Consider the following 18,883-nt stretch of genomic DNA (forward strand, 5'->3'; position numbering starts at 1 on the left):
GGCCGGCCGCTCGCAGGGGGCCGTCACTGCCAGCGCCACTGCCAGATCAGGTCCAGCGCGCTGTCCTCGCCGCTCTGGGCACGCAGGGTGAAGCGCTGGGCGATGCGGTAGATGAGCTGCCAGTTGCCGGTCGTCGCATTCAGGCCGCGTTCGTAGCCCACGTAGACGCGCTTGGAGAGCTGCTTGCCCACGCGCACGATGGCGCCGCGGGCGTCGTCCTGTGCACCTTGCGACACGGACAGCTCGTCCAGCCCCAGGTTCTTCATCAGCTTGCCCGACGTGGACTCACCCTCGCCGCTGAGCAGGGCCAGGGCGGCGCGCTGCAGCAGGGCGGTGTCGGCACGGCCGAGCTCGTCGGGGCCGCGGCCGAGCAGCAGCCAGGAGAGCTTGTCGGTCTCGGGCAGCTCGGGCTCGGAGAACAGCTTGATGCGCGGGTTCAGCGCCGTGCCGCCGACGGTCACGCCCACGCGCACATCGGTGTTCGGGCGCACGGCCAGGACGTCGAGGCGGGGGTTGTCGAGCACGCCGGTGAAGAGGATCTCGCCCTTCTCGACGGTCAGCTTCTGGCCGTAGGCGTCGTAGGTGCCGCCCTCGGTGCGCACCGTGCCCACCAGGCTCGGCTTGCCGTCCTTGTGCTGCAGCTTGAGCTGGCCCTGCAGCCGGGTGTCGAGGCCGCGGCCGCGCAGCTTCATCTGCTCGCCGAGATCGAGGTCCAGCTGCACGGCCACCTTCATCGGCGGGGCGTCGCGCCGCGCGGCCTGCTGGGCGCTCACCGGGCGGCGCACGACCACGTCCTCGTCGAGCGTGGGCGCATCGCCCTTGCTGAAGTCGAACAGGCCCTCGTCGATGCGGAAGGCGCCCTGCACGTCCACGCTGCCGGGCGTCAGGTGCACCTGGCCCTGACCGCTGGTGATGATGCGGCGGTCCAGGCGCGTGAGCAGGCCGAACTTCTCGGCCTGCAGGTCCAGGCGCAGGTCGGGCTGGGCACCGAGGCGGGCCTCGCCGCTCAGGCGCAGCTCGCCGTCGGCCGCGTGGGCGCTGAACTGCTGGAGCCGGGCGCGCGTGCCCTCGAGGGCGAGCAGGAACCGGGTGTCCCGCACGTCCACGCCCATCAGCGGATTGCGCACGGCCAGGCCTTCGCCCTGGGCTTGCCCACGCAGCTGCGGGTCGCGCAGCGTGCCGCCCAGCATGAAGCCGGCGGTCATGGCGCCGCTCACGCGCCAGCCGGCCGGGATCCAGCCGCCCCAGGTGGCGAGGTTGGCGACATTGGCCTGCACCGTGCCCTCGATCGGCGCGTCCATCGGCGGCATGAGCGCACGCGGGTCCGTGCGGGCGACGACGATGCCGCCGAATCCGCCGAGATTGCTCCCCGCCAGCGCCTGTGTCAGCGACCACACGCCCTGGCGCGCCTGCAGCCGCAGGCCGAAGTCGCTCAGGCCGAGACGCTGCACGCCGCGGTCTTCCGTGACGCTGAGGTCCCCGCTGAGCCGCTGCAGCTCAAAGGTGAGGTTCGTGCCCTGGCGGGTGTCCAGGTGCAGACGGCCGTCGACCAGCAGATCCCCGCCCCAGCCGAAGTCCGGCTGGGCCTTGGCCAGCAGCGGGGCCAGGGCCAGGGGCTCCAGCAGGGCGTCGAGCTGGAGGGTGGGCAGGGCGCTGCTGTTCTGCGGCGCCTGGTAGCGGGCCTGGCTCCAGCGGATGCGGGCCTGGCCGCCGGCGATGCTGGCGTGCCCCTCCTGCAGCTCGGCGCTGAGCAGCTCGGCGCCGGGACTCAGGGTGAGGCGGGCCTGCACGGGCTCGATCTGCAGCCACGGGTCATTGGCCGTCGTGGGCTGCGGTCGCAGGCGGGCCTGCTGCAGGCTCAGGCGCCAGTCGAGGGCCTCCTGCTGGCCGGACAGGCCGAAGGGCAGGGCATTGAGCTGGCCTTCCAGCGCCAGCTGCAGGGCGGCGCCGGGCAGCGGCGGGTCGCCCGCCGAGGTGGGCAGCGGCCGGGCCTGGCCCTGCAGCTGCAGCTGGTGTCGCGACCAGGTGCCGGACAGCTTCGCGAGCAGCCCCTCGACCTGCACACTGCGCTGCGCCTGGGTCAGGACGAGGGGGCCGGCATCGAGCGTGACGCCCAGTGGTTCGGCGGCATCCGTGCCCAGCTGCCAGCTCAGACGGCCCTGCTGCAGCTTCGCCTGCCGGCCGGGCTGTCGCATCACCAGCTGCTGCAGCGCGAGCTGACCCTGCGTGGACCAGCTCCAGCGCGAGCTCGCCCGGGCCTTGGACGGCGCAGGCAAGACCTGACCCCGCACCAGGGCATCGCCCTGCAGCCCGCCCTCGAGCGTCAGCCCTGGGGCGAGTGCTTCGAGCACCGGCGTCAGGGCGGTCAGGCGCGGCCACTGGACCTTGAGGCGGGCCTCCGGGCGCATGGCCTCCAGGCCCTGCACCTCGCCCTGCAGCTGGTTGCGCTCCTGCTCGAGGTTCAGGACCAGACGCGCCGGCTGTGCATCCCGCAGGTACTGCAGCTGGCCCTGCAGTGGCTGGCCGGCCCATTGGCTCGGCAGCAGGCGCAGGCTGGCCTCGCCCTGCGGCCACAGGCTGCCGGCGCTGCGGTGCAGCTGCGCGGAGAGCTGCAGATTGAGGCTGTGCGGGGCGCCGCTGCCGGCCGCCGGCTTCCACAGCAGGCCGGGGTCGAGCTGCTGGCTCTGGGCCTGCAGTCGGGCCTGCCAGTCACCCTGCTCCTGACGGATCCATTCGCCCTGCACGCTGGCGGAGGCCTTGCCGGCGCTCAGCTCGGCACGGTGCACGCGCACGCCCTGCTCGCCCAGCTGGGCCTTGATCTGCAGCTGGGGCGTCGCCACGGCCGGGTGCCCGGACGAGGCCAGGCGGGTGCTGATCTGGCCCTCCAGGTCGAGCCACGCGGGTGGGGCGGCGGGGGCCGGCTTCTGGCCCGGCCTGGGGGGGGACTTGGGATCCGGCGCCCGCACGGTGGCGGCCTCGCGGCGAAGGCGCAGCTGGCCGTCCAGCGCGAGCGCCAGCAGCTGGCTGTGCAAGGCGTCCAGGCGCAGGCCGTTGAGCCGCAGCTGGAGATCGGAGGCCTGCGTCGGGTTCAGCTGCCCCTGGGCCTGGAGCTGGCCGGCCGGCTGGCCGCGCGCATCGGCGACGTCCAGGGCCAGGCTGCGGATCTGCAGGGACTGCCAGTGGGCGGGCGCGAACTGCAGGTCGGCCTGGAGCTTCGCGAGCGGCAGGCGCTGGAGGTCCCAGGGGCCGCCGAGCGCGTTGCTGATCTGGACCTTGAGCGCGGCGGGTCGCTCCCAGTCCTGGGCATCCAGGTCGAGCTGGCCGCTCAGCGCCGTGCGCGGCCAGTCCGCATTCAGGGCGGCGAGGTCGAACTGCTTCAGGCTCGCCTGCAGGCCGGCCAGCGGCCAGGCCGCCTCCGGCCGCGCGCGGGCCTGAGCCTGCAGCGACTGGCCTGCGGTCTTGAAGTCGAGCTGCAGCGGGAGGTCCAGCAGCGGCCCCTGGGCCTGCAGGCGCGCCTGCCAGTCCGGGCCCTGCGGGAGCCGGCCCGTGGCGTCGAGCTGAGCCTGCAGCGGCATGCGGCCGTCGGCCTCGGCGCGCAGCGAGCCCTTGAGCTGCACGTCCTGCCAGCGCAGCGACTGCAGCTGAAGCGTGTGCACCTGCTGGCCGTGCTCGTCCGGCTGGGCCAGGGCGACGCGGGCCTGCAGCTGGCTCAGCTGCGTGCCGGCGCTGGGCAGGTCCAGCTGGCCCACGGCGAGCTCGTCGATCTTCACGGCGACGGGCAGGCGTAGATCGGTAAGCGGGGCGCTGGGGGTGTCGGAGGAGGTCCAGCGGATCTGGATGCGGTCCGCCTGCAGCCGCTCGGCGTCGATCCGGGCCCACAGCTGCGGGGAACGGTCCCAGCCCAGGCGCAGGCCCTGCCAGCGCAGGCCGTCGAACTGCAGGTGCGTGTCCCCCGGCAGGTTCAGGCGCAGCTGGCGGGCGGAGAAGTCGCCGAGCAGGCGGCCCTGGGGCGCGTCGGCGCTGATCACGTCCGGCGCCTGGCGCAGCAGCCAGGCCGTGCCGGCTTCCGTGCCCATCAGCCAGACGGTGCCCATGGCCGCCGTGCCCAGCAGGCCGCCCAGCGCCAGGCTCCAGGCGAACCAGCGTCCGAGATGGCGGCGCGGGCGCGGCGCCGGCGTCGGGGCCTCGGGGGTGGTCGGGGTCGTCGGTGCCTGCTCGCTCACAGGGCGATCCCCACGCTGAAGTGAATGCGCCACTTGCCGGTCTCGTGCGCGCGGGCGAGGTCCAGGCGCAGCGCGCCGACGGGGCTGCGCAGACGGGCACCGACGCCGTAGCCCACCACCGGCCGCAGCGCCTGCCAGCGGTCGGCGACCTGGCCGGCGTCGATGAAGGCGGCGCCCCACAGCATGGGCACGCTCTCCATCACCGGGCGGGCGATCTCGAGGCTGCCCGTCCAGAGCTTGCGGCCGCCGCTGACGGTGCCGCTGTCGTCCTTGACCAGGCCGAGGCTCTGGTAGGCGTAGCCGCGCACCGAATCGTCGCCGCCGGCCAGGTAGAGCATCTTGGACGGCAGGCCGAGGCGGTCCGCCCCCAGGATCTGGGCGAGGTCCGTGCGGGCGCTGAGGTACCAGCCGGAGGGCAGGGGGCGGAAGTACTCGATCTTGAACCGGGCCCGGGCGAAGGGGCCGCTGTCCTGGTCGGGCGCGTTGTTGTCGGCCCGGCCGGCGCCGAGCAGCAGCTGGGCGGTGTAGCCGTCGGTGGGCAGCAGCAGGCTGTCCAGGCGGCGGCGCGTCCATTGCACATTGCCGCTCCAGGCGCCGGAGCGCAGGGCCTCGCCCGGGCCGGTGCGCTCCACCGAGCGCAGCATCTCGGCGTAGGCGAGCCGCTCGTCATGCCCCGCCTCGCGCAGGCGCCCCACGCGGGCGCTCAGCGTGCGGATGTCCTTGTCGTTGTTGAGGTCCTGCTCCCATTGCAGCGAGCCGAGGTTGCGCTGCATGTCGGGCTGGGGGTGCGAGCTGAGCTCGAGCTCGGCCTTGCGCAGGAGCTGGCCCAGCTGCACCTTGCTGCGCGCGCGCATCGGCAGCCCGGCGGGCAGGCGGTGCAGGTGCTCGACGCTGGCGTTGTAGCCGTTGTTCGCGCTGTAGCCGATGCCGGTGGTGGCCTGCTGGCGCGGCGCCTCCTTCACGCGCACCCGCACCGGCACGGCCGCGGCCTGCGCGCTCTCGGGCTGGATGTCCACGGTGACGCCATCGAAGAGCTGCGTGCGCAGCAGCCGCTCCTGGAAGTCCAGCAGCGCCTGTTCGGTGTAGGGCTCTCCCGGTTCGTAGCCCGCGAGCCGCCGGACCGTGTCCTCGGACTGGTGCTGCAGGCCCTCGATCTGCAGCGCGCCCAGACGGAACAGCGGGCCGCTGTCGAGGCGCAGCGCGAGGCTGACCTGGCGGGACTCGGTGTCGACCTGCGCCTCCGTGCTGCTCCAGTGGGCCAGCGGGTAGCCCTGAGCGCGGGCGCGGCCGAGCACCGCCGACTTGGCGGAGGACCACGCCGCCTGCGTGAAGGCCCGCCCCTTCTGCAGGGGCCAGCGCTGCGCCAGGTCCGCCTGCATCGCCAGGGCGCGTGCGGCGTCCGGCTGCCCGGGCTCGGCGTGGATCTCGCCCTCGAACTGCAGGTCCAGGTCGCCCACGACGCTGCGCGGGCCCGGGTCGACGATCAGGGTCAGGTCTTGCTGGCTGTGGTCGGCATTGGCCTGGCGCTGCACTTCGACATGCGCGTCGAAGTAGCCCAGCGTCTCCAGCAGTGCGCGGGCCTGCTCCGGGGCCACGGCGGCGAGGCGGTCCAGCTCGACGGGGCTCAGGCTGTCGCTCTCGGCAATCTGCTGGAAGCGGGCCAGGTCCAGGTGGCGCGCGAGCAGCTCCTGGACCTCGCCGCTGGCGCGGATGTCGAGGCGGTAGGCCGCCTTGAGCCGCGGCGCCGCGGCGCCCTGCGTGCGGGCCTTCGCGCCCATCGCCTCCTGCAGGCCCTGCAGCGAGCCGCAGCCGCCCAGCAGCCCGAGTCCCAGAGCCAGGCACAGGCCGAGAGCCAGGCGGCGGCAGCGTCCCGTCGGCGTCCTCATTTGCTCAGCAGCCGCATCGCGGATTCCAGCCCGGTGATGGAGAGCGGGAACATGCGCTGGTGCATCAACTGCTGGATGATGGAAATGCTCTGGCGGTACTGCCAGACGCCCTGCGGTTCCGGGTTGATCCAGGCGTACTTGGGGAAGGCGTGGACGAGCCGCTGCAGCCATTCGGCGCCAGGCTCCTCGTTGTTGTACTCGACGCTGCCGCCGGGCTGCAGGATCTCGTAGGGGCTCATGGTGGCGTCGCCCACGAAGATCAGCTTGTAGTCCTTGTTGTACTTGCGGATGACGTCCCAGGTGGGCATCTTCTCGGCGAAGCGGCGGCGGTTGTTCTTCCACATGAAGTCATAGACGCAGTTGTGGAAGTAATAGAACTCGAGGTGCTTGAACTCGCTCTTGGCGGCCGAGAAGAGCTCCTCGACGCGGTGGATGTGCTCGTCCATCGTGCCGCCGACGTCCATCAGCAGCAGCACCTTCACCTTGTTGTGCCGCTCGGGGACCATGCGGATGTCCAGCATGCCGGCGTTGGCGGCGGTCTTGTGGATGGTGTCGTCGAGGTCCAGCTCGAGGTCGGAGCCCTCGCGGGCGAAGCGGCGCAGGCGGCGCAGCGCGACCTTGATGTTGCGGGTGCCGAGCTCGAGGTTGTCGTCGTAGTCCTTGTAGGCGCGCTGGTCCCAGACCTTCACGGCACTGCGGTTGCGGCCGCGGTCCTGGCCGATGCGGATGCCCTGCGGGTTGTAGCCGTAGGCGCCGAAGGGGCTGGTGCCGCCGGTGCCGATCCAGCGGTTGCCGCCCTCGTGGCGTTCCTTCTGCTCCTCCAGGCGCTGGCGCAGGGTCTCCATCAGCTGGTCCCAGCCCAGGTGCTCGATCTCGGCCTTCTGCTCGGGCGTGAGTTCCAGCTCGAGGTGCTTGCGCAGCCATTCCTCCGGCAGCTCGCGGGCGAAGTCCGTGAGCAGCTCCACCCCCTTGAAGTAGGCGGCGAAGGCGCGGTCGAACTTGTCGAAGTGCGCCTCGTCCTTCACCAGCGTCGTGCGGGCGAGGTAGTAGAAGCGGTCGACGGTGGGGCCGCCGTCCTCGGCGTCCATCACGCCGAGCTTCAGGGCCTCCAGCAGCGTGAGGTACTCCTTCACCGAGACAGGCAGCTTGGCGGCACGCAGGGTGTAGAAGAACTGGATCAGCATGGCAGGCAAGGGGAGTGTCGCGGTGATTATCCACAGAGCGGCGCTCCTTGCCGGACACGCCGCAAGCCTGACGCAAGGCAGGGGCTTAGCATCTACGGATCTTGTCGTGCTGAAGGCGCCATGAACCAGGATGTGGATCGGACGATGCAGGCCCTCTTCGCCGCCATCCAGGAGGACGGCGGGCGGTGGTCGGCGCATCACCGGGGTCTGCGCCTGAGCAGCCAGTTCCAGCCGATCTACAGCCTGCCGCACCGCCGCCCGGTGGGCTATGAGGCGCTGGCGCGCTTCACGGACGCCGGCGGGGCAAGCGTCGATCCTGCGCTCGTCTTCGCGCAGGGCCCGGACCCCTTCGAGCAGCTGCAGCTGGACCGCCTGTGCAGGCTGCTACATGTTCACAACTTTGTTACCCAGGCGGTCCCGGACTGCTGGCTCTTCCTGAACATCCATCCCGAGGTCTTCGTGCGTGCCGCGCTGGAGGCGCCGATGCTGGCGCGCGCGGTGCAGACGGTGGAGCAGCTGGGCCTGCCCATGCACCGGCTCGTGTTCGAGGTGACCGAGGAGGTGATGGCGCGCGGCGCCTACTTCGAGCAGGCGGTCGAGGCGGCCCGCGCGACGGGCTGCCTGCTGGCCCTGGACGACTTCGGCGCGGGGCATTCCAACTTCGACCGCGTGTGGCGCATGCGCCCGGAGATCGTGAAGCTGGACAAGAGCCTGCCCCAGCGCGCGCTGGCCGCGCCGCGCGTGGCCCGGATCATGTCGCAGATGGTGGCGCTGCTGCACGAGTGCGGGGCGCTGGTGCTGCAGGAGGGCATCGAAGGGCGGGACGAGATGCAGCTCGCGCTCGACGCCGACGTGGACCTGCTGCAGGGCTACGGCCTGGGCCGCCCCATGGACGATCTCCTGGAGCCCCAGACGAACCCGACCATCGACGGCTTCTGGGATCTCATCGATGTGCGCTCCCTGCAGGGGCGCGAGCGGGACGAGGAGCGCCTGCTGCCCTTCCGTGCCGCCGCGCAGGCGGCCGTCGTGCGCCTGAAGGCGGGCGAGCCGCTGGAGCAGGCCGGCCAGAGCTTTCTGTCGGTGCCGGGCGCGCAGCTGTGCTTCCTGCTCGACGAGCACGGGCTCGACCTCGGCATGCGCGTCCACCCCGATGCGCAGGACTCCTGCCCCGACCTGCGCTTCGCGCCGCTGGACGCCTCGCACCATGCGCGCTGGTCCCGCCGGCCCTATTTCCGCCGGGCCATGGCGGACATCGGCCAGCTGCAGGTCACGCGGCCCTACCTCAGCCTGCACGGCGCGCGCATGTGCGTGACGCTGTCCATCGCCTTCTGGCTCGGCCCGCACCTGCGGGTGCTCTGCGCCGATGTGGACTGGGGCGACGGCGACATCCGCCGCCCGGCCGCGGCGCCGGCCTGACCCCGCCGCGCCGCTCCTCTCGAAAGCGCTCAGCGCCCGGCGGTGCCCGCCCGGCGCGGCCGCTTCACGGCGCGACGGCCGGGATCGTGCGCCGCCAGCCACGCGAGGAACTCCTGGTACCAGAGGCGGCTGTTCTGCGGCTTCAGCACCCAGTGGTTCTCGTCGGGGAACCACAGCAGCCGGGCGTCCACGCCGCGTGCCTTGAGCGTGTTGTAGTAGGCCAGGCCCTGGGCATCCGGCACGCGGTAGTCCTGCGCGCCATGGATCACCAGCGTGGGCGTCTTCATGTGCTGTGCGAAGGCGTGCGGGCTCTGCGCGGCCACGCGGGCCGGGTCGTTCCAGTAGTACGCCCCAAGCTCCTTCGAGTGCCAGGTGTAGGCGTCGTCCGCGAACATGGCCTGCCAGTCGTAGCAGCCCGCATGGCAGACGTAGGCCTGGTAGCGGCCGGTCTTCACGTGCCCGTTCATCCACGCCACCATGTAGCCGCCGTAGCTGCCGCCGCTGGCGAAGACGCGGTCGCGCGCGATCCAGGGGTTCTTCAGCAGCCAGTCGGTGGCGGCCTCGACGTCCTGCAGCTCCAGCTCGCCCCAGCGGTGGGTGATGGCGTCCTTGAAGGCGAAGCCGAAGCCCGAGGAGCCGTGGTAGTTCACGCAGGCCACGACATAGCCCTCGGCCGCCAGCAGCTGCGCGTTCCAGCGGAAGTGCCAGCTGTCGCCGAAGGCCGCATGCGGCCCGCCGTGGATGAGGTGCAGCAGCGGGTACTTGCGCTTGGCGTCGAAGCCGGGCGGATACGTCAGCCACATCTGCACGTCGTCGCCCTGCGCGCCCCGCACCTGCACGGCCTCGACGCGCCCGATGCGCAGCGGCTGGAGCAGGGCGTCGTTGAAGGTCTCGATGCGCTGGGCGCGGGCGCTGTCCGTCACATCGTCGACGACGCTCAGGCGCGGCGGATGCGCGGCGCTGTCGTGCAGCACCACCAGCGTGCCGGCCTGCAGGTCGAAGGCCGTGGTGTTGCCGCCCTCGAACTGCGTGAAGGCTGCGCAGGTCTTGACGTCGAAGCGCCAGAGGTGGCGCCGGCCCTCGTCCTCACCGCAGAAGAGCACGCCGAGGTCGTCCTCGTCCCAGCGCAGCGGCGCCTGGACCTCGCGGTCCCAGTCTTCGGACAGCACGGCCCAGTTGCCGTGGGTGTCCAGCACCCCCAGCTGGTCCGGCATCGTGTGCTTGTGCCCGCGGTGGCAGGCCAGGAAGGCCAGGTGGTGCCCGGCGTGGCTGTAGACCGGGGCATGCAGATGCCAGCCTTCCTCCTGCAGCAGCAGGCGCACCGCGCGGCTGCGCACCTCGACCTCGGCCAGCGCGAAGCAGTGGTCGAGCTGCTTGTGCGGTGCCGGATCGCAGGCGAAGACGATGCGCCGGCCGTCGGGCGAGATGTCGAAGGCGTCGGCGTCGGGCTCGGAGCGGCTCAGCTCCCAGGCGCTGCCCTCGAAGAGGTCGCGGACCTTGCCCGTGCGCGTGTCCAGCACGTGCAGACGGGGCACGCGGTCCATGGGGATGTGGTGGTCCCAGTAGCGGTACAGGGCTTCGGAGGTCACGTAGCCGCTGGTCTTGCGCGCCAGGTGCGCCGCCCATGCCTTGGCCTGTGCGGCAGCGCCCTTGAGCTGCGGCCAGACCCAGGCGACGAAGGCGATGTGGCGGCCGTCCGGGAACCACTTGAAGGCCTCGATGCCCATGGGCACGTCGCTGACGCGGCGGGCCTCGCCGCCGTCGGGCGGGATCAGGTAGAGCTGGGCCGTCTCGTCCTTGCGACCGTCCTGCTCGCGTCGGGCCAGGAAGGCGATCTGGTCGCCCTGCGGGCTCCAGCGCGGGCTGGCGTCCTTGTCACCGGCCTGCGTCAGGCGCCGGGGATCGCCGCCCAGCGTGGAGAGCAGCCACAGGCTCGTGCGGCTGCTGTTGTCCTCCATCGCATAGCGGGTGAGGCTGGCGACGGCCTGGGCGCCGTCGGGCGACAGGCTGGGGGGGCCCAGGCGCTCGATCGCCCAGAGGGTGTCAATGCTGAAAGTCTTGCTCGCGGGCATGCGCCAGGCTCCTCGTCAGGCGGCGCGCAGGAAGGCACGCCGGCGAGCAGTGTAGGGGCGGGGAGGCGGCGCGTGCGGCGCCGCAGCCTGTACGGCGCGCCGTGGCGTTCAGCGGTTGCGGCTCTGCATGAAGACGAGCTTCTCGAAGAGGGTCAGGTCTTGCTCATTCTTGAGCAGCGCGCCCACCAGCGGCGGGATGGCGACCTTCTCGTCCTGCGCCTTGAGCGCGTCCACGGGGATGTCCTCGGCCAGCAGCAGCTTGAGCCAGTCGATCAGCTCGGAGGTGCTGGGCTTCTTCTTGAGGCCGGGCAGGTTGCGCACGTCGTAGAAGGTCTTGAGTGCCGCAGCCAGCAGCTCCTTCTTGAGTCCCGGGAAGTGCAGGTCGGCGATGCGCTGCATCGTGTCGGCCTCGGGGAACTTGATGTAGTGGAAGAAGCAGCGTCGCAGGAAGGCGTCCGGCAGCTCCTTCTCGTTGTTCGAGGTGATGAAGACCAGCGGGCGGTGCTTGGCCTTGATCATCTGCCGCGTCTCGTAGCAGTAGAACTCCATGCGATCGAGCTCGCGCAGCAGGTCGTTCGGGAATTCGATGTCGGCCTTGTCGATCTCGTCGATCAGCAGGGCCACGGGCGTTTCCGACTCGAAGGCCTGCCACAGCACGCCCTTGATGATGTAGTTGTGGATGTCCTTGACGCGCTCGTCCCCGAGCTGGCTGTCGCGCAGACGGCTCACGGCGTCATACTCGTACAGGCCCTGCTGGGCTTTGGTCGTGCTCTTGATGTGCCACTGCAACAGCGGCAGGCCGACGCTCTGGGCCACTTCCTCGGCCAGCATGGTCTTGCCGGTGCCGGGTTCGCCCTTGACGAGCAGGGGGCGCTTCAGAGTGATGGCGGCGTTCACGGCCAACATCAGGTCGGCGGTGGCGACGTACTGTTCGGAGCCTTGGAACTTCATGCTGTGGATCAATGCGGGTAAGCCTGCAAACCAGTATAAGGTCCGTCCCTATAATGCGCCCCGGTGTCAGATCAAGAACTTCGGGACCATGAAAAAACTGTTGAAGCTCACCGTCGCCGTTCTCGCTGGCCTCACCGCTGTCGGCGCCTCGGCGCAGGACGTCAAGGCGGGTGAGAAGAAGATCGCCATGTGCATCGGCTGCCACGGCATCCCCGGCTACCAGGCCACCTTCCCCGAAGTTCACAAGGTGCCGATGATCGCCGGCCAGAACGCCAAGTACATCGCCGCCGCGCTGACCGCCTACGCCAAGGGCGAGCGCAAGCACCCGACGATGCGCGGCATCGCGCAGACGCTGAGCGAGAAGGACATCGCGGACGTCTCGGCCTTCTACGAGCAGCAGGCCCAGGCGCCCGCCGCCGGTGACGCCCCGGCCGCCCCGGCCGCCGTGGCCGAGCTGCTGAACAAGGGCGCGTGCGCTTCCTGCCACGGAGCCAACTTCAGCAAGCCCATCGACGGCGCCTACCCCAAGCTGGCCGGCCAGCACGCCGACTACCTCTACGCCGCGCTGAAGTCCTACCAGACCGAAGGCAATGCCTACGTCGGCCGCGGCAACGCGATCATGGCCGGCCAGGTGAAGCAGTTCAGCCACGCGGAGCTGAAGGCCATCGCCAAGTACCTGGGTTCGCTGGGCGGCGAGCTGCGCACGGTGCCCCAGAGCAAGATGCGCTGAGGCCCGGCGCCCGCGCCGTCTCCTTCACGCCAAAGCCGCCGACCAAGGCGGCTTTTTCGTGTCCGATTTGGCTTTTCATCGGCAGGGGCACCATCGATACTGGGCGGCAGTTCCCCGGTCCGCTCCCTACCTTCCACACATGCTCAAAAGAATACCGACCCAGCAAGTCCGGCTCGGCATGTTCTTGCAGTCCATGGAGGGTTCCTGGCTGTCCCATCCCTTCTGGAAGACCAAGTTCGTGCTGCGCGAGCAGAGCGAGGTCGATGCCCTGCGCAAGAGCGGGGTGGTGGCGGTGTGGATCGATGACGAGAAGGGCCTGGACGTCGAGGGGGCCGACACCCTGAGCATGCCCTCGATGCCGGACCTGCCGCCGCAGGAGCCGCAGCCGGCCCCGGCGCCCGCGCCTGCCGCGGATCCTTCGCCCGCACCCGTGGCGCCCGCGCCGGGCGCCCGTGCGAGCCTGCATGACGAGATGGGGCGCGCCGCCCAGATCGTCGGCCGCTCGCGCGCCGCCGTCATCAACCTCTTCGGCGAGGCGCGCCTGGGCAAGGCGATCGACGCCGAGCAGTGCCTGCCGCTGGTCGAGGAGGTCGCGAACTCGGTGAGCCGCAATCCCTCGGCCCTCATCAGTCTCGCCCGGCTCAAGACCAAGGACGACTACACCTACATGCACTCGGTCGCCGTGTGCGCGCTGATGGTGTCGCTGGCCCGCCAGCTCGGATTCGGCGAGGCCCAGATGCGCGAGGCCGGTCTCGCCGGGCTCCTGCATGACGTCGGCAAGATGGCCATGCCCATCGACGTGCTCAACAAGCCCGGGCAGCTCACCGACGACGAGTTCGCCGTGATGCGCTCGCACCCGGTGCGCGGCTACGAGATGCTCATGGAGGGCGAGGCCGTGCCCGCCGCCGCGCTGGACGTCTGCCTGCACCACCACGAGAAGATGGACGGCTCGGGCTACCCCAAGAAGCTCAAGGGCGAGGAGATCTCGCTGCTCTCGCGCATGGGCGCCGTCTGCGATGTCTACGACGCCATCACCTCGACCCGGCCCTACAAGAACGCCTGGGACCCGGCCGGCTCCATCCAGCGCATGGCGCAGTGGACGGGCCACTTCGACCCCGCCGTCTTCCAGGCCTTCGTGAAGAGCGTCGGCATCTATCCCGTGGGCACGCTGGTCAAGCTGCATTCGGGGCGCCTGGCCGTGGTGATCGAGCAGAGCCCGGTGCGGCTGACGGCGCCACTGGTGCGCGTGTTCTTCTCCACCAAGTCCCAGCTGCCCATCCCGACGGAGCTGGTCAACCTCGACTTGCCGACGGCGACGGACCGCATCGTCTCCCGCGAGAACCCCGCCGACTGGGGCTTCAAGCACCTGGACGACCTCTGGATGAAGGCGCCCGGGCAGGCCTGAGGCCGTCCGCCACGCCCCGGCGGCGGTCGGTGCATCGCGCGGTTCAGGGCCATTTCGCGGCGCTTTTGAGTCCTTCGGCGGCGCCGGCCTGCCGGGATACTGGCACCCTCTGCCTTCTCCCGAGGGCCCAGCCCCTGCCGACCATGACCCGCCTTCATTCCACGTCCCCGTCCGTCGCCGCTGGCGGCCCCCGTGTTGCGCGCCTGGCGGGCGGCCTGTGGCGCTGCGCCCTGGTGCTGTCGCTGACGGCCTGCGGCAGCGGCGGCGGTGGTGGCAGCAGCAGCGACGGCGGCAGCAGCACCCCCACGCCGCCGGTGCTCAGCGGCGTCGCCGCCACCGGTGCACCGCTGGGTGGTGCGAGCGTGACGGTGCTCGATGCCAGTGGCGCCACGGTGGGCACGGGCACCACCCATCCCACCGACGGCAGCTACAAGATCACCCTCAGCGCGCAGAGCCCGCAGGCGCCGCTGCTGATCGAGGTGCGCGGCCTCAGCGCCCTCGGGGACCTGGTGCTGCTGCACTCCACCGTGCCCAAGACGGCCGGGACCATGGTGGCCAATGTGTCGCCGCTCACCGAGGGCCTGCTGGCCATGACGATGGGCGCGATGCCCGCGGCGGTGTTCAAGGACATCCCCGGCAACAGCGCCGCCGTGGGGCTGATCCCCACCCAGCTCACCGCGGCCAGCGACTTCCTCAAGACCCTCGTCAAGACCAATATCAGCGACGCCAAGATCACGGATGCCACCACGCTGGACCTGGTGGGCGACGCCACGTTCGCGGCCAACAAGGGCCCGCAGGACCTGCTGATCGAGGCGCTCCGTGCGGACCTCGGCATCAGCACGAGCGGCGTGCCGCAGCTGGTGCTCGCCAACAAGCTCAATCCAGGTGCGCCCGCGGAGGTGGTGGTGGACCTTGCGGTCCTGAAGACGGAGCTGGCCAAGGGCACGCTCGCCACGCCGCTCAACGCCGTCACCAGCACGCTCAAGGCCACCAGCGGCGCCAGCACCGTCCTGCCCAATGCCGCCCTGCTGGACGAGCTCGGGGCCGCATTGAACAAGATGCTGGCCCAGGGCCTGTCGGCGAGCGCGATCAGCACCCACAGCCTGCTCACGGCCTTCACGATCAACGACAGCCGCGACAAGGTCTCGATGGCGCTGTACTTCGCGGATCTGGCCGCGAAGAACTACCAGCTCGGCCGCTTCCAGATCGTGGCCTGCCTGGACGACGTGCTGAGCTCCGGCAACTGCACGCGCCTGCAGGTCAGCGCGCCGGTGACCGACTCCACGGGCAAGGTGCTGGACATTTTCCAGACCACGGTCAACTACCTGAAGTCGACGACGGCCGGCGTGCCCTCGTGGCGCCTCTATGGCAACGGACGCAACCTGGAGTTCAACGTCCACCCGATGGCCGTCGCGACCTTCGGCGGCGACGGCGCCCTGCAAAGCGGCAGCACCGTGAACCCGCGCGCCGGCGTGCAGCTGGACCTGCAGGCCCAGACCCTCGATGCGCCCATCACCGGCGCCCTGGAGAGCGGCGTGGTGCAGACGCCCAACGGTTTCGCCATCGCGATGGCCTATTGCGCCCGCCCCCGCATGTGCATCACGTCGGTGCCCGGCTCCACCAGCACCACCGCGACCGGGCAGGCGTCGGACTTCGCGCTGCTGCAGGACAGCGTGGGCTGGATCGGCGGCGCCGACGCGCAGCGCTCGGCCAAGTACAGCACCACCTTCACGCAGACCGGCGGCACGGCGAAGACGCAGCCGGCCTATCTGCGCGCGGCCGTCCCCATCAATCCCGCCACCAGCCGCTTCCCGATGATCGACGACCTGGCCACCACGCCGCTGCTGGGCCGCAACCTGGTCACGGGGCGCAAGTACAGCTGGGCGAAGTGGGCCGCCGCCAATCCCGACATGCGCATGCTGGGCATCCGCCTCGTGCAGGGGACGAACCCGGCCACGCCCTCGCTGCGCGAGCTCAAGCTGGCGCTGCCGGTGAGCACGGAGCAGACCCTCGGCGCCAGCATCCTGCCCGGCGGCGTCACGCCCACGGTCAGCGAGCTGTGGCTGACGGCTGCGGATTCGCAGGGGCGGCGCTACTACAGCCGCTTCGCCCTGAGCTATTGACCGGCATGCTCGCGGCGTCCGTGCGGCATCTTCACGCCGCGCGGCCCGCGGCGCAGGCGCGGGCCGCTACAGTTGGCGGATCGGCTGCCGCCGCTTCCCTCCACGGTTTCCACACGCATGCTTGAGGCGCTCCAGGCCCAGAACGACCACCTCCGCCGCCGGCTGGAGAGCCTGCTCCGGCAGGCTCGCAGCAACGAGGAGAAGCTGCGCCGTTTCGAACGGCTCGAGCACGCGCTGATCGGCGCGGGCTCGCTGCCCGACCTGCTGCGCGTGATCCTGCTGGACTACCGCGAGACCTTCGAGCTGGATGCCGTCGGCCTGTGTCTGCTGGACGCGGGCGGCGATCTCCAGCGCTGCCTCGACGAGGCCGGCGTGGACCGGGCCGCCGCCTTCCCGGGCCTTCAGCTGCTGGGCACGGCCTCCGAGCAGCCCCTGCTGCTGCAGCTGGGGCTGCGGCCGGTGCTGGGGCAGTTCCAGGCCTGGCGGCATGCCTGCCTCTTCGGACCGGATCGTGGCGCGGGGCTGGCGTCCTGCGCCGTGCTGCCGCTGGTGCGCCAGGGGCAGCTGATCGGCAGCCTGCAGTTCGCCAGCCGCGACAGTGGCCGCTACGAGGCGGATGCCGGCACGGAGTTCCTCGAACGCCTGGCCGCCATCGTGGCGATCTGCCTGGACAACGTGCTCAACCAGGAGCGCCTGCGCCAGGCCGGCATCACCGACGCACTGACCGGCCTGCACAACCGCCGCTACTTCGAGCAGCGCTGCCCGATCGAGGTCGGCGAGGCGCAGCGCCACGGCCATGGCCTGGCCTGCCTCTTCCTCGACGTGGATCATTTCAAGCGCATCAACGACACCCACGGGCACCCGGTGGGGGACGAGGTGCTGCGCCAGGTGGGCCAGCGCATCCGGCAGCAGCTGCGTGCCGGCGACACGATGGCCCGCTACGGCGGCGAGGAGTTCGTGGTCCTGCTGCCGCGCTGCCCCGATGAACACGCCCTGGAGACGGCGGAGCGCATCCGGCGGGCCCTGTGCGAGACCTGCGTCGAGCTGCCGGATGGCACGCAGCTGCCGGTGACGTTGTCGGCAGGTCTCTCGCTGCTGTCGCACCTGCTGACGAGCTCGCAGCTGCCGCTGCTGGCGGGCAGCCTCGTCGCCGCCGCGGATGCGGCGCTCTACGCCGCCAAGGCGCAGGGGCGCAACCGGATCGTGATGGGCGGGCAGGGCGCGGGGCCGGGCGCCTGAGCAGGCCACCGCCTTATCGAGGCGGGCCGGCGTGTCAGTCCATCCGGCTGAGGCCGGCTTCCCATTCCTCGACGTGCGTGCCGTGCGGGTGGACGCGCTGCCGGGCCGGCAGCAGCCGGTGGCCGAGCCAGGCGCCGAGCAGGATGGCGAGGCTGTTCTGCAGGCCCCAGAACGGCGGCATGCGGGCGGAAGTCAGCAGCGTGAAGGGCGACCACACCTTGGTGGCGTCCAGTTGCGCGAGGGCGAAGAAGCCGCCCGTGAACGTGACCACCATCGCCAGGCCCATGCCGATGCGGTACCAGAGCCAGGTCTGCCGCCGGCTGCGCTGGCGTGAGCGCAGGCTGAAGTAGGTCCAGGCCAGCGCCATCAGCAGCGAGGGCAGGGCGAGCGCGGACAGGCGCAGCACCAGCGCGAGGAGGTCGGTGCGACCGACCAGCAGCCAGCTCAGCGGGGCGGCGGCGGCGGCCATGGCGGCGGCGAGGCCACCGACGTAGACAGCGAATCCGGAAAGAAAGGCGAGGGGCCTGCGGTGGCTTTGCATGCGGGGACTGCGGCAATGCGAAGGCCGCAGGATGCGGCCTTGAGCCATGCTAGCGCCGCAGGTGCCGGGCGCCACGTGAAAACTTGGCGGAGACGGTGAGATTCGAACTCACGGAGGGGGTAAGCCCTCGGCGGTTTTCAAGACCGCTGCCTTAAACCACTCGGCCACGTCTCCTGGGGGAGGAGGCGGATTCTAGCGCCCAATCCACCCGCCGCCGCCGGCCGGGCTGCCGGGGCCGGGGCTGCACTCAGCCGGGCTTCTGCGCCTGCTCGCAGGGCACCTGCACGATCTCGCGCACGCCGCCATGGTCGTCCAGCACGGCCGCGCTCAGCGAGCCGCCCCAGACGCAGCCGGTGTCCAGCGCCAGCAGGTCCGGACGCTGCTGCAGGCCCAGCGTCGACCAGTGGCCGAAGGCGACGGGCTGGCCGGCGGTGCGGCGGTGCGGGACCTCGAACCAGGGCATGAAGCCCGCCGGCGCCTCGCCCGCGCCGTCCTTGCTCTTGAACTCGAGCTGCCCCTGCGCGGAGCAAAAGCGCAGCCGGGTCAGCACGTTCACGATGAAGCGCAGGCGCGCGGTGCCGGTCAGGCCCGGGTCCCAGCGGTCGGGTTCGTTGCCGTACATCTCGTGCAGGAAGCCCGGCAGATCGGGTCCGCGCAGCACGGCCTCGACCTCGCGGGCCCGGGCGAGGGTGTCGTCGCGATCCCATTGCGGCACGACGCCGGCATGCACCAGCAGCCAGCCTTGCGCCTCGCCGGCCAGGCGCTGGTGGCGCAGCCAGTCCAGCAGCGCCTCGCGGTCGGGGGCGTCGAGGATCTCGCGCAGGGTGTCGCTCTTGCCGGGCTTGCGGGCACCGTGCGCCGCGGCCAGCAGGTGCAGGTCATGATTGCCAAGCAGGCACGGCGCGGCATCGCCCAGGCGCTGCAGGCGGCGCAAGGTGCTCAGCGAGGCCGGGCCGCGGTTGACGAGGTCGCCCAGGCAGTGGAGGCGGTCGCGCGAGGGGGAGAAGTCCAGGGCCAGCAGGAGGCGCTCCAGCGCGTCGCAGCAGCCCTGCAGGTCACCGATGAGGTAGTTCATCACCGGGATTGTGCGGTCGGATTCGACGCGGGCATCTG

At 71.1% G+C, this 18,883-nt stretch carries 12 protein-coding genes and 1 tRNA gene; 5 read left to right on the top strand and 8 right to left on the bottom strand.

The window, feature by feature from the left end; genetic code table 11:
* Positions 1-23: 23 nt before the first annotated feature.
* From QRD43_RS13940 to QRD43_RS13950, 3 genes are read right to left on the bottom strand one after another with little or no spacing between them, the layout of a single operon-like run.
* A complete protein-coding gene (locus tag QRD43_RS13940) occupies positions 24-4,223 on the bottom strand; it encodes a translocation/assembly module TamB domain-containing protein (protein ID WP_285983070.1) in 4,200 nt (1,399 codons plus the stop codon).
* Positions 4,220-6,109, bottom strand: coding sequence for an autotransporter assembly complex protein TamA (locus tag QRD43_RS13945; RefSeq protein WP_285983071.1), 1,890 nt, complete (start codon positions 6,107-6,109; stop codon positions 4,220-4,222). Before QRD43_RS13945 ends, QRD43_RS13940 begins: the two co-directional genes overlap by 4 nt.
* The gene (locus QRD43_RS13950) at positions 6,106-7,293 is read right to left on the bottom strand and encodes a vWA domain-containing protein (protein ID WP_285983198.1); all 1,188 of its coding nucleotides are present in this window, start codon (positions 7,291-7,293) and stop codon (positions 6,106-6,108) included. The genes QRD43_RS13945 and QRD43_RS13950 overlap by 4 nt, the downstream gene beginning before the upstream one ends.
* Positions 7,294-7,413: 120 nt before the next feature.
* Between QRD43_RS13950 and QRD43_RS13955 the strand changes: the two genes are divergently transcribed.
* Positions 7,414-8,709 (top strand): EAL domain-containing protein, encoded by a 1,296-nt coding sequence (locus QRD43_RS13955; protein ID WP_285983072.1) that lies wholly within the window; start codon positions 7,414-7,416, stop codon positions 8,707-8,709.
* A gap of 29 nt (positions 8,710-8,738) precedes the next feature.
* Here QRD43_RS13955 and QRD43_RS13960 read toward each other — a convergent pair whose 3' ends face one another.
* A complete protein-coding gene (locus QRD43_RS13960) occupies positions 8,739-10,781 on the bottom strand; it encodes a S9 family peptidase (protein WP_285983073.1) in 2,043 nt (680 codons plus the stop codon).
* Between the two features lie 108 nt (positions 10,782-10,889).
* Entirely contained in the window at positions 10,890-11,732 is an 843-nt protein-coding gene (locus tag QRD43_RS13965) for an AAA family ATPase (RefSeq protein ID WP_285983074.1), read from the bottom strand.
* Positions 11,733-11,820: 88 nt separating this feature from the next.
* Here QRD43_RS13965 and QRD43_RS13970 point away from each other — a divergent pair, with 88 nt between their 5' ends.
* From QRD43_RS13970 to QRD43_RS13985, 4 genes are all read left to right on the top strand, one after another.
* On the top strand, positions 11,821-12,462 hold the full coding sequence (locus QRD43_RS13970) for a c-type cytochrome (protein WP_285983075.1): 642 nt from the start codon (positions 11,821-11,823) through the stop codon (positions 12,460-12,462).
* Between the two features lie 139 nt (positions 12,463-12,601).
* Positions 12,602-13,867, top strand: a complete 1,266-nt coding sequence (locus QRD43_RS13975; protein WP_285983076.1) for a cyclic di-GMP phosphodiesterase — start codon at positions 12,602-12,604, stop codon at positions 13,865-13,867.
* 143 nt (positions 13,868-14,010) lie between these two features.
* Positions 14,011-15,990 carry a hypothetical protein gene (locus QRD43_RS13980; protein WP_285983077.1) on the top strand — a complete coding sequence of 660 codons (1,980 nt, stop codon included), beginning with the start codon at positions 14,011-14,013 and terminating at the stop codon, positions 15,988-15,990.
* Between the two features lie 117 nt (positions 15,991-16,107).
* The gene (locus QRD43_RS13985; protein ID WP_285983078.1) at positions 16,108-17,229 is read left to right on the top strand and encodes a DUF484 family protein; all 1,122 of its coding nucleotides are present in this window, start codon (positions 16,108-16,110) and stop codon (positions 17,227-17,229) included.
* A gap of 34 nt (positions 17,230-17,263) precedes the next feature.
* Here QRD43_RS13985 and QRD43_RS13990 read toward each other — a convergent pair whose 3' ends face one another.
* The 3 genes from QRD43_RS13990 to QRD43_RS14000 form a co-directional block, all read right to left on the bottom strand.
* Positions 17,264-17,770, bottom strand: coding sequence for a hypothetical protein (locus QRD43_RS13990; RefSeq protein ID WP_285983079.1), 507 nt, complete (start codon positions 17,768-17,770; stop codon positions 17,264-17,266).
* 84 nt (positions 17,771-17,854) lie between these two features.
* A tRNA-Ser gene (locus QRD43_RS13995) sits at positions 17,855-17,944 on the bottom strand.
* A gap of 73 nt (positions 17,945-18,017) precedes the next feature.
* Positions 18,018-18,845 carry a symmetrical bis(5'-nucleosyl)-tetraphosphatase gene (locus QRD43_RS14000; protein ID WP_285983080.1) on the bottom strand — a complete coding sequence of 276 codons (828 nt, stop codon included), beginning with the start codon at positions 18,843-18,845 and terminating at the stop codon, positions 18,018-18,020.
* Positions 18,846-18,883: the final 38 nt, after the last annotated feature.

The organism is Roseateles subflavus, from assembly GCF_030285365.1.
In the GTDB taxonomy this organism is placed as follows: Bacteria; Pseudomonadota; Gammaproteobacteria; order Burkholderiales; family Burkholderiaceae_C; genus Roseateles_B; species Roseateles_B subflavus.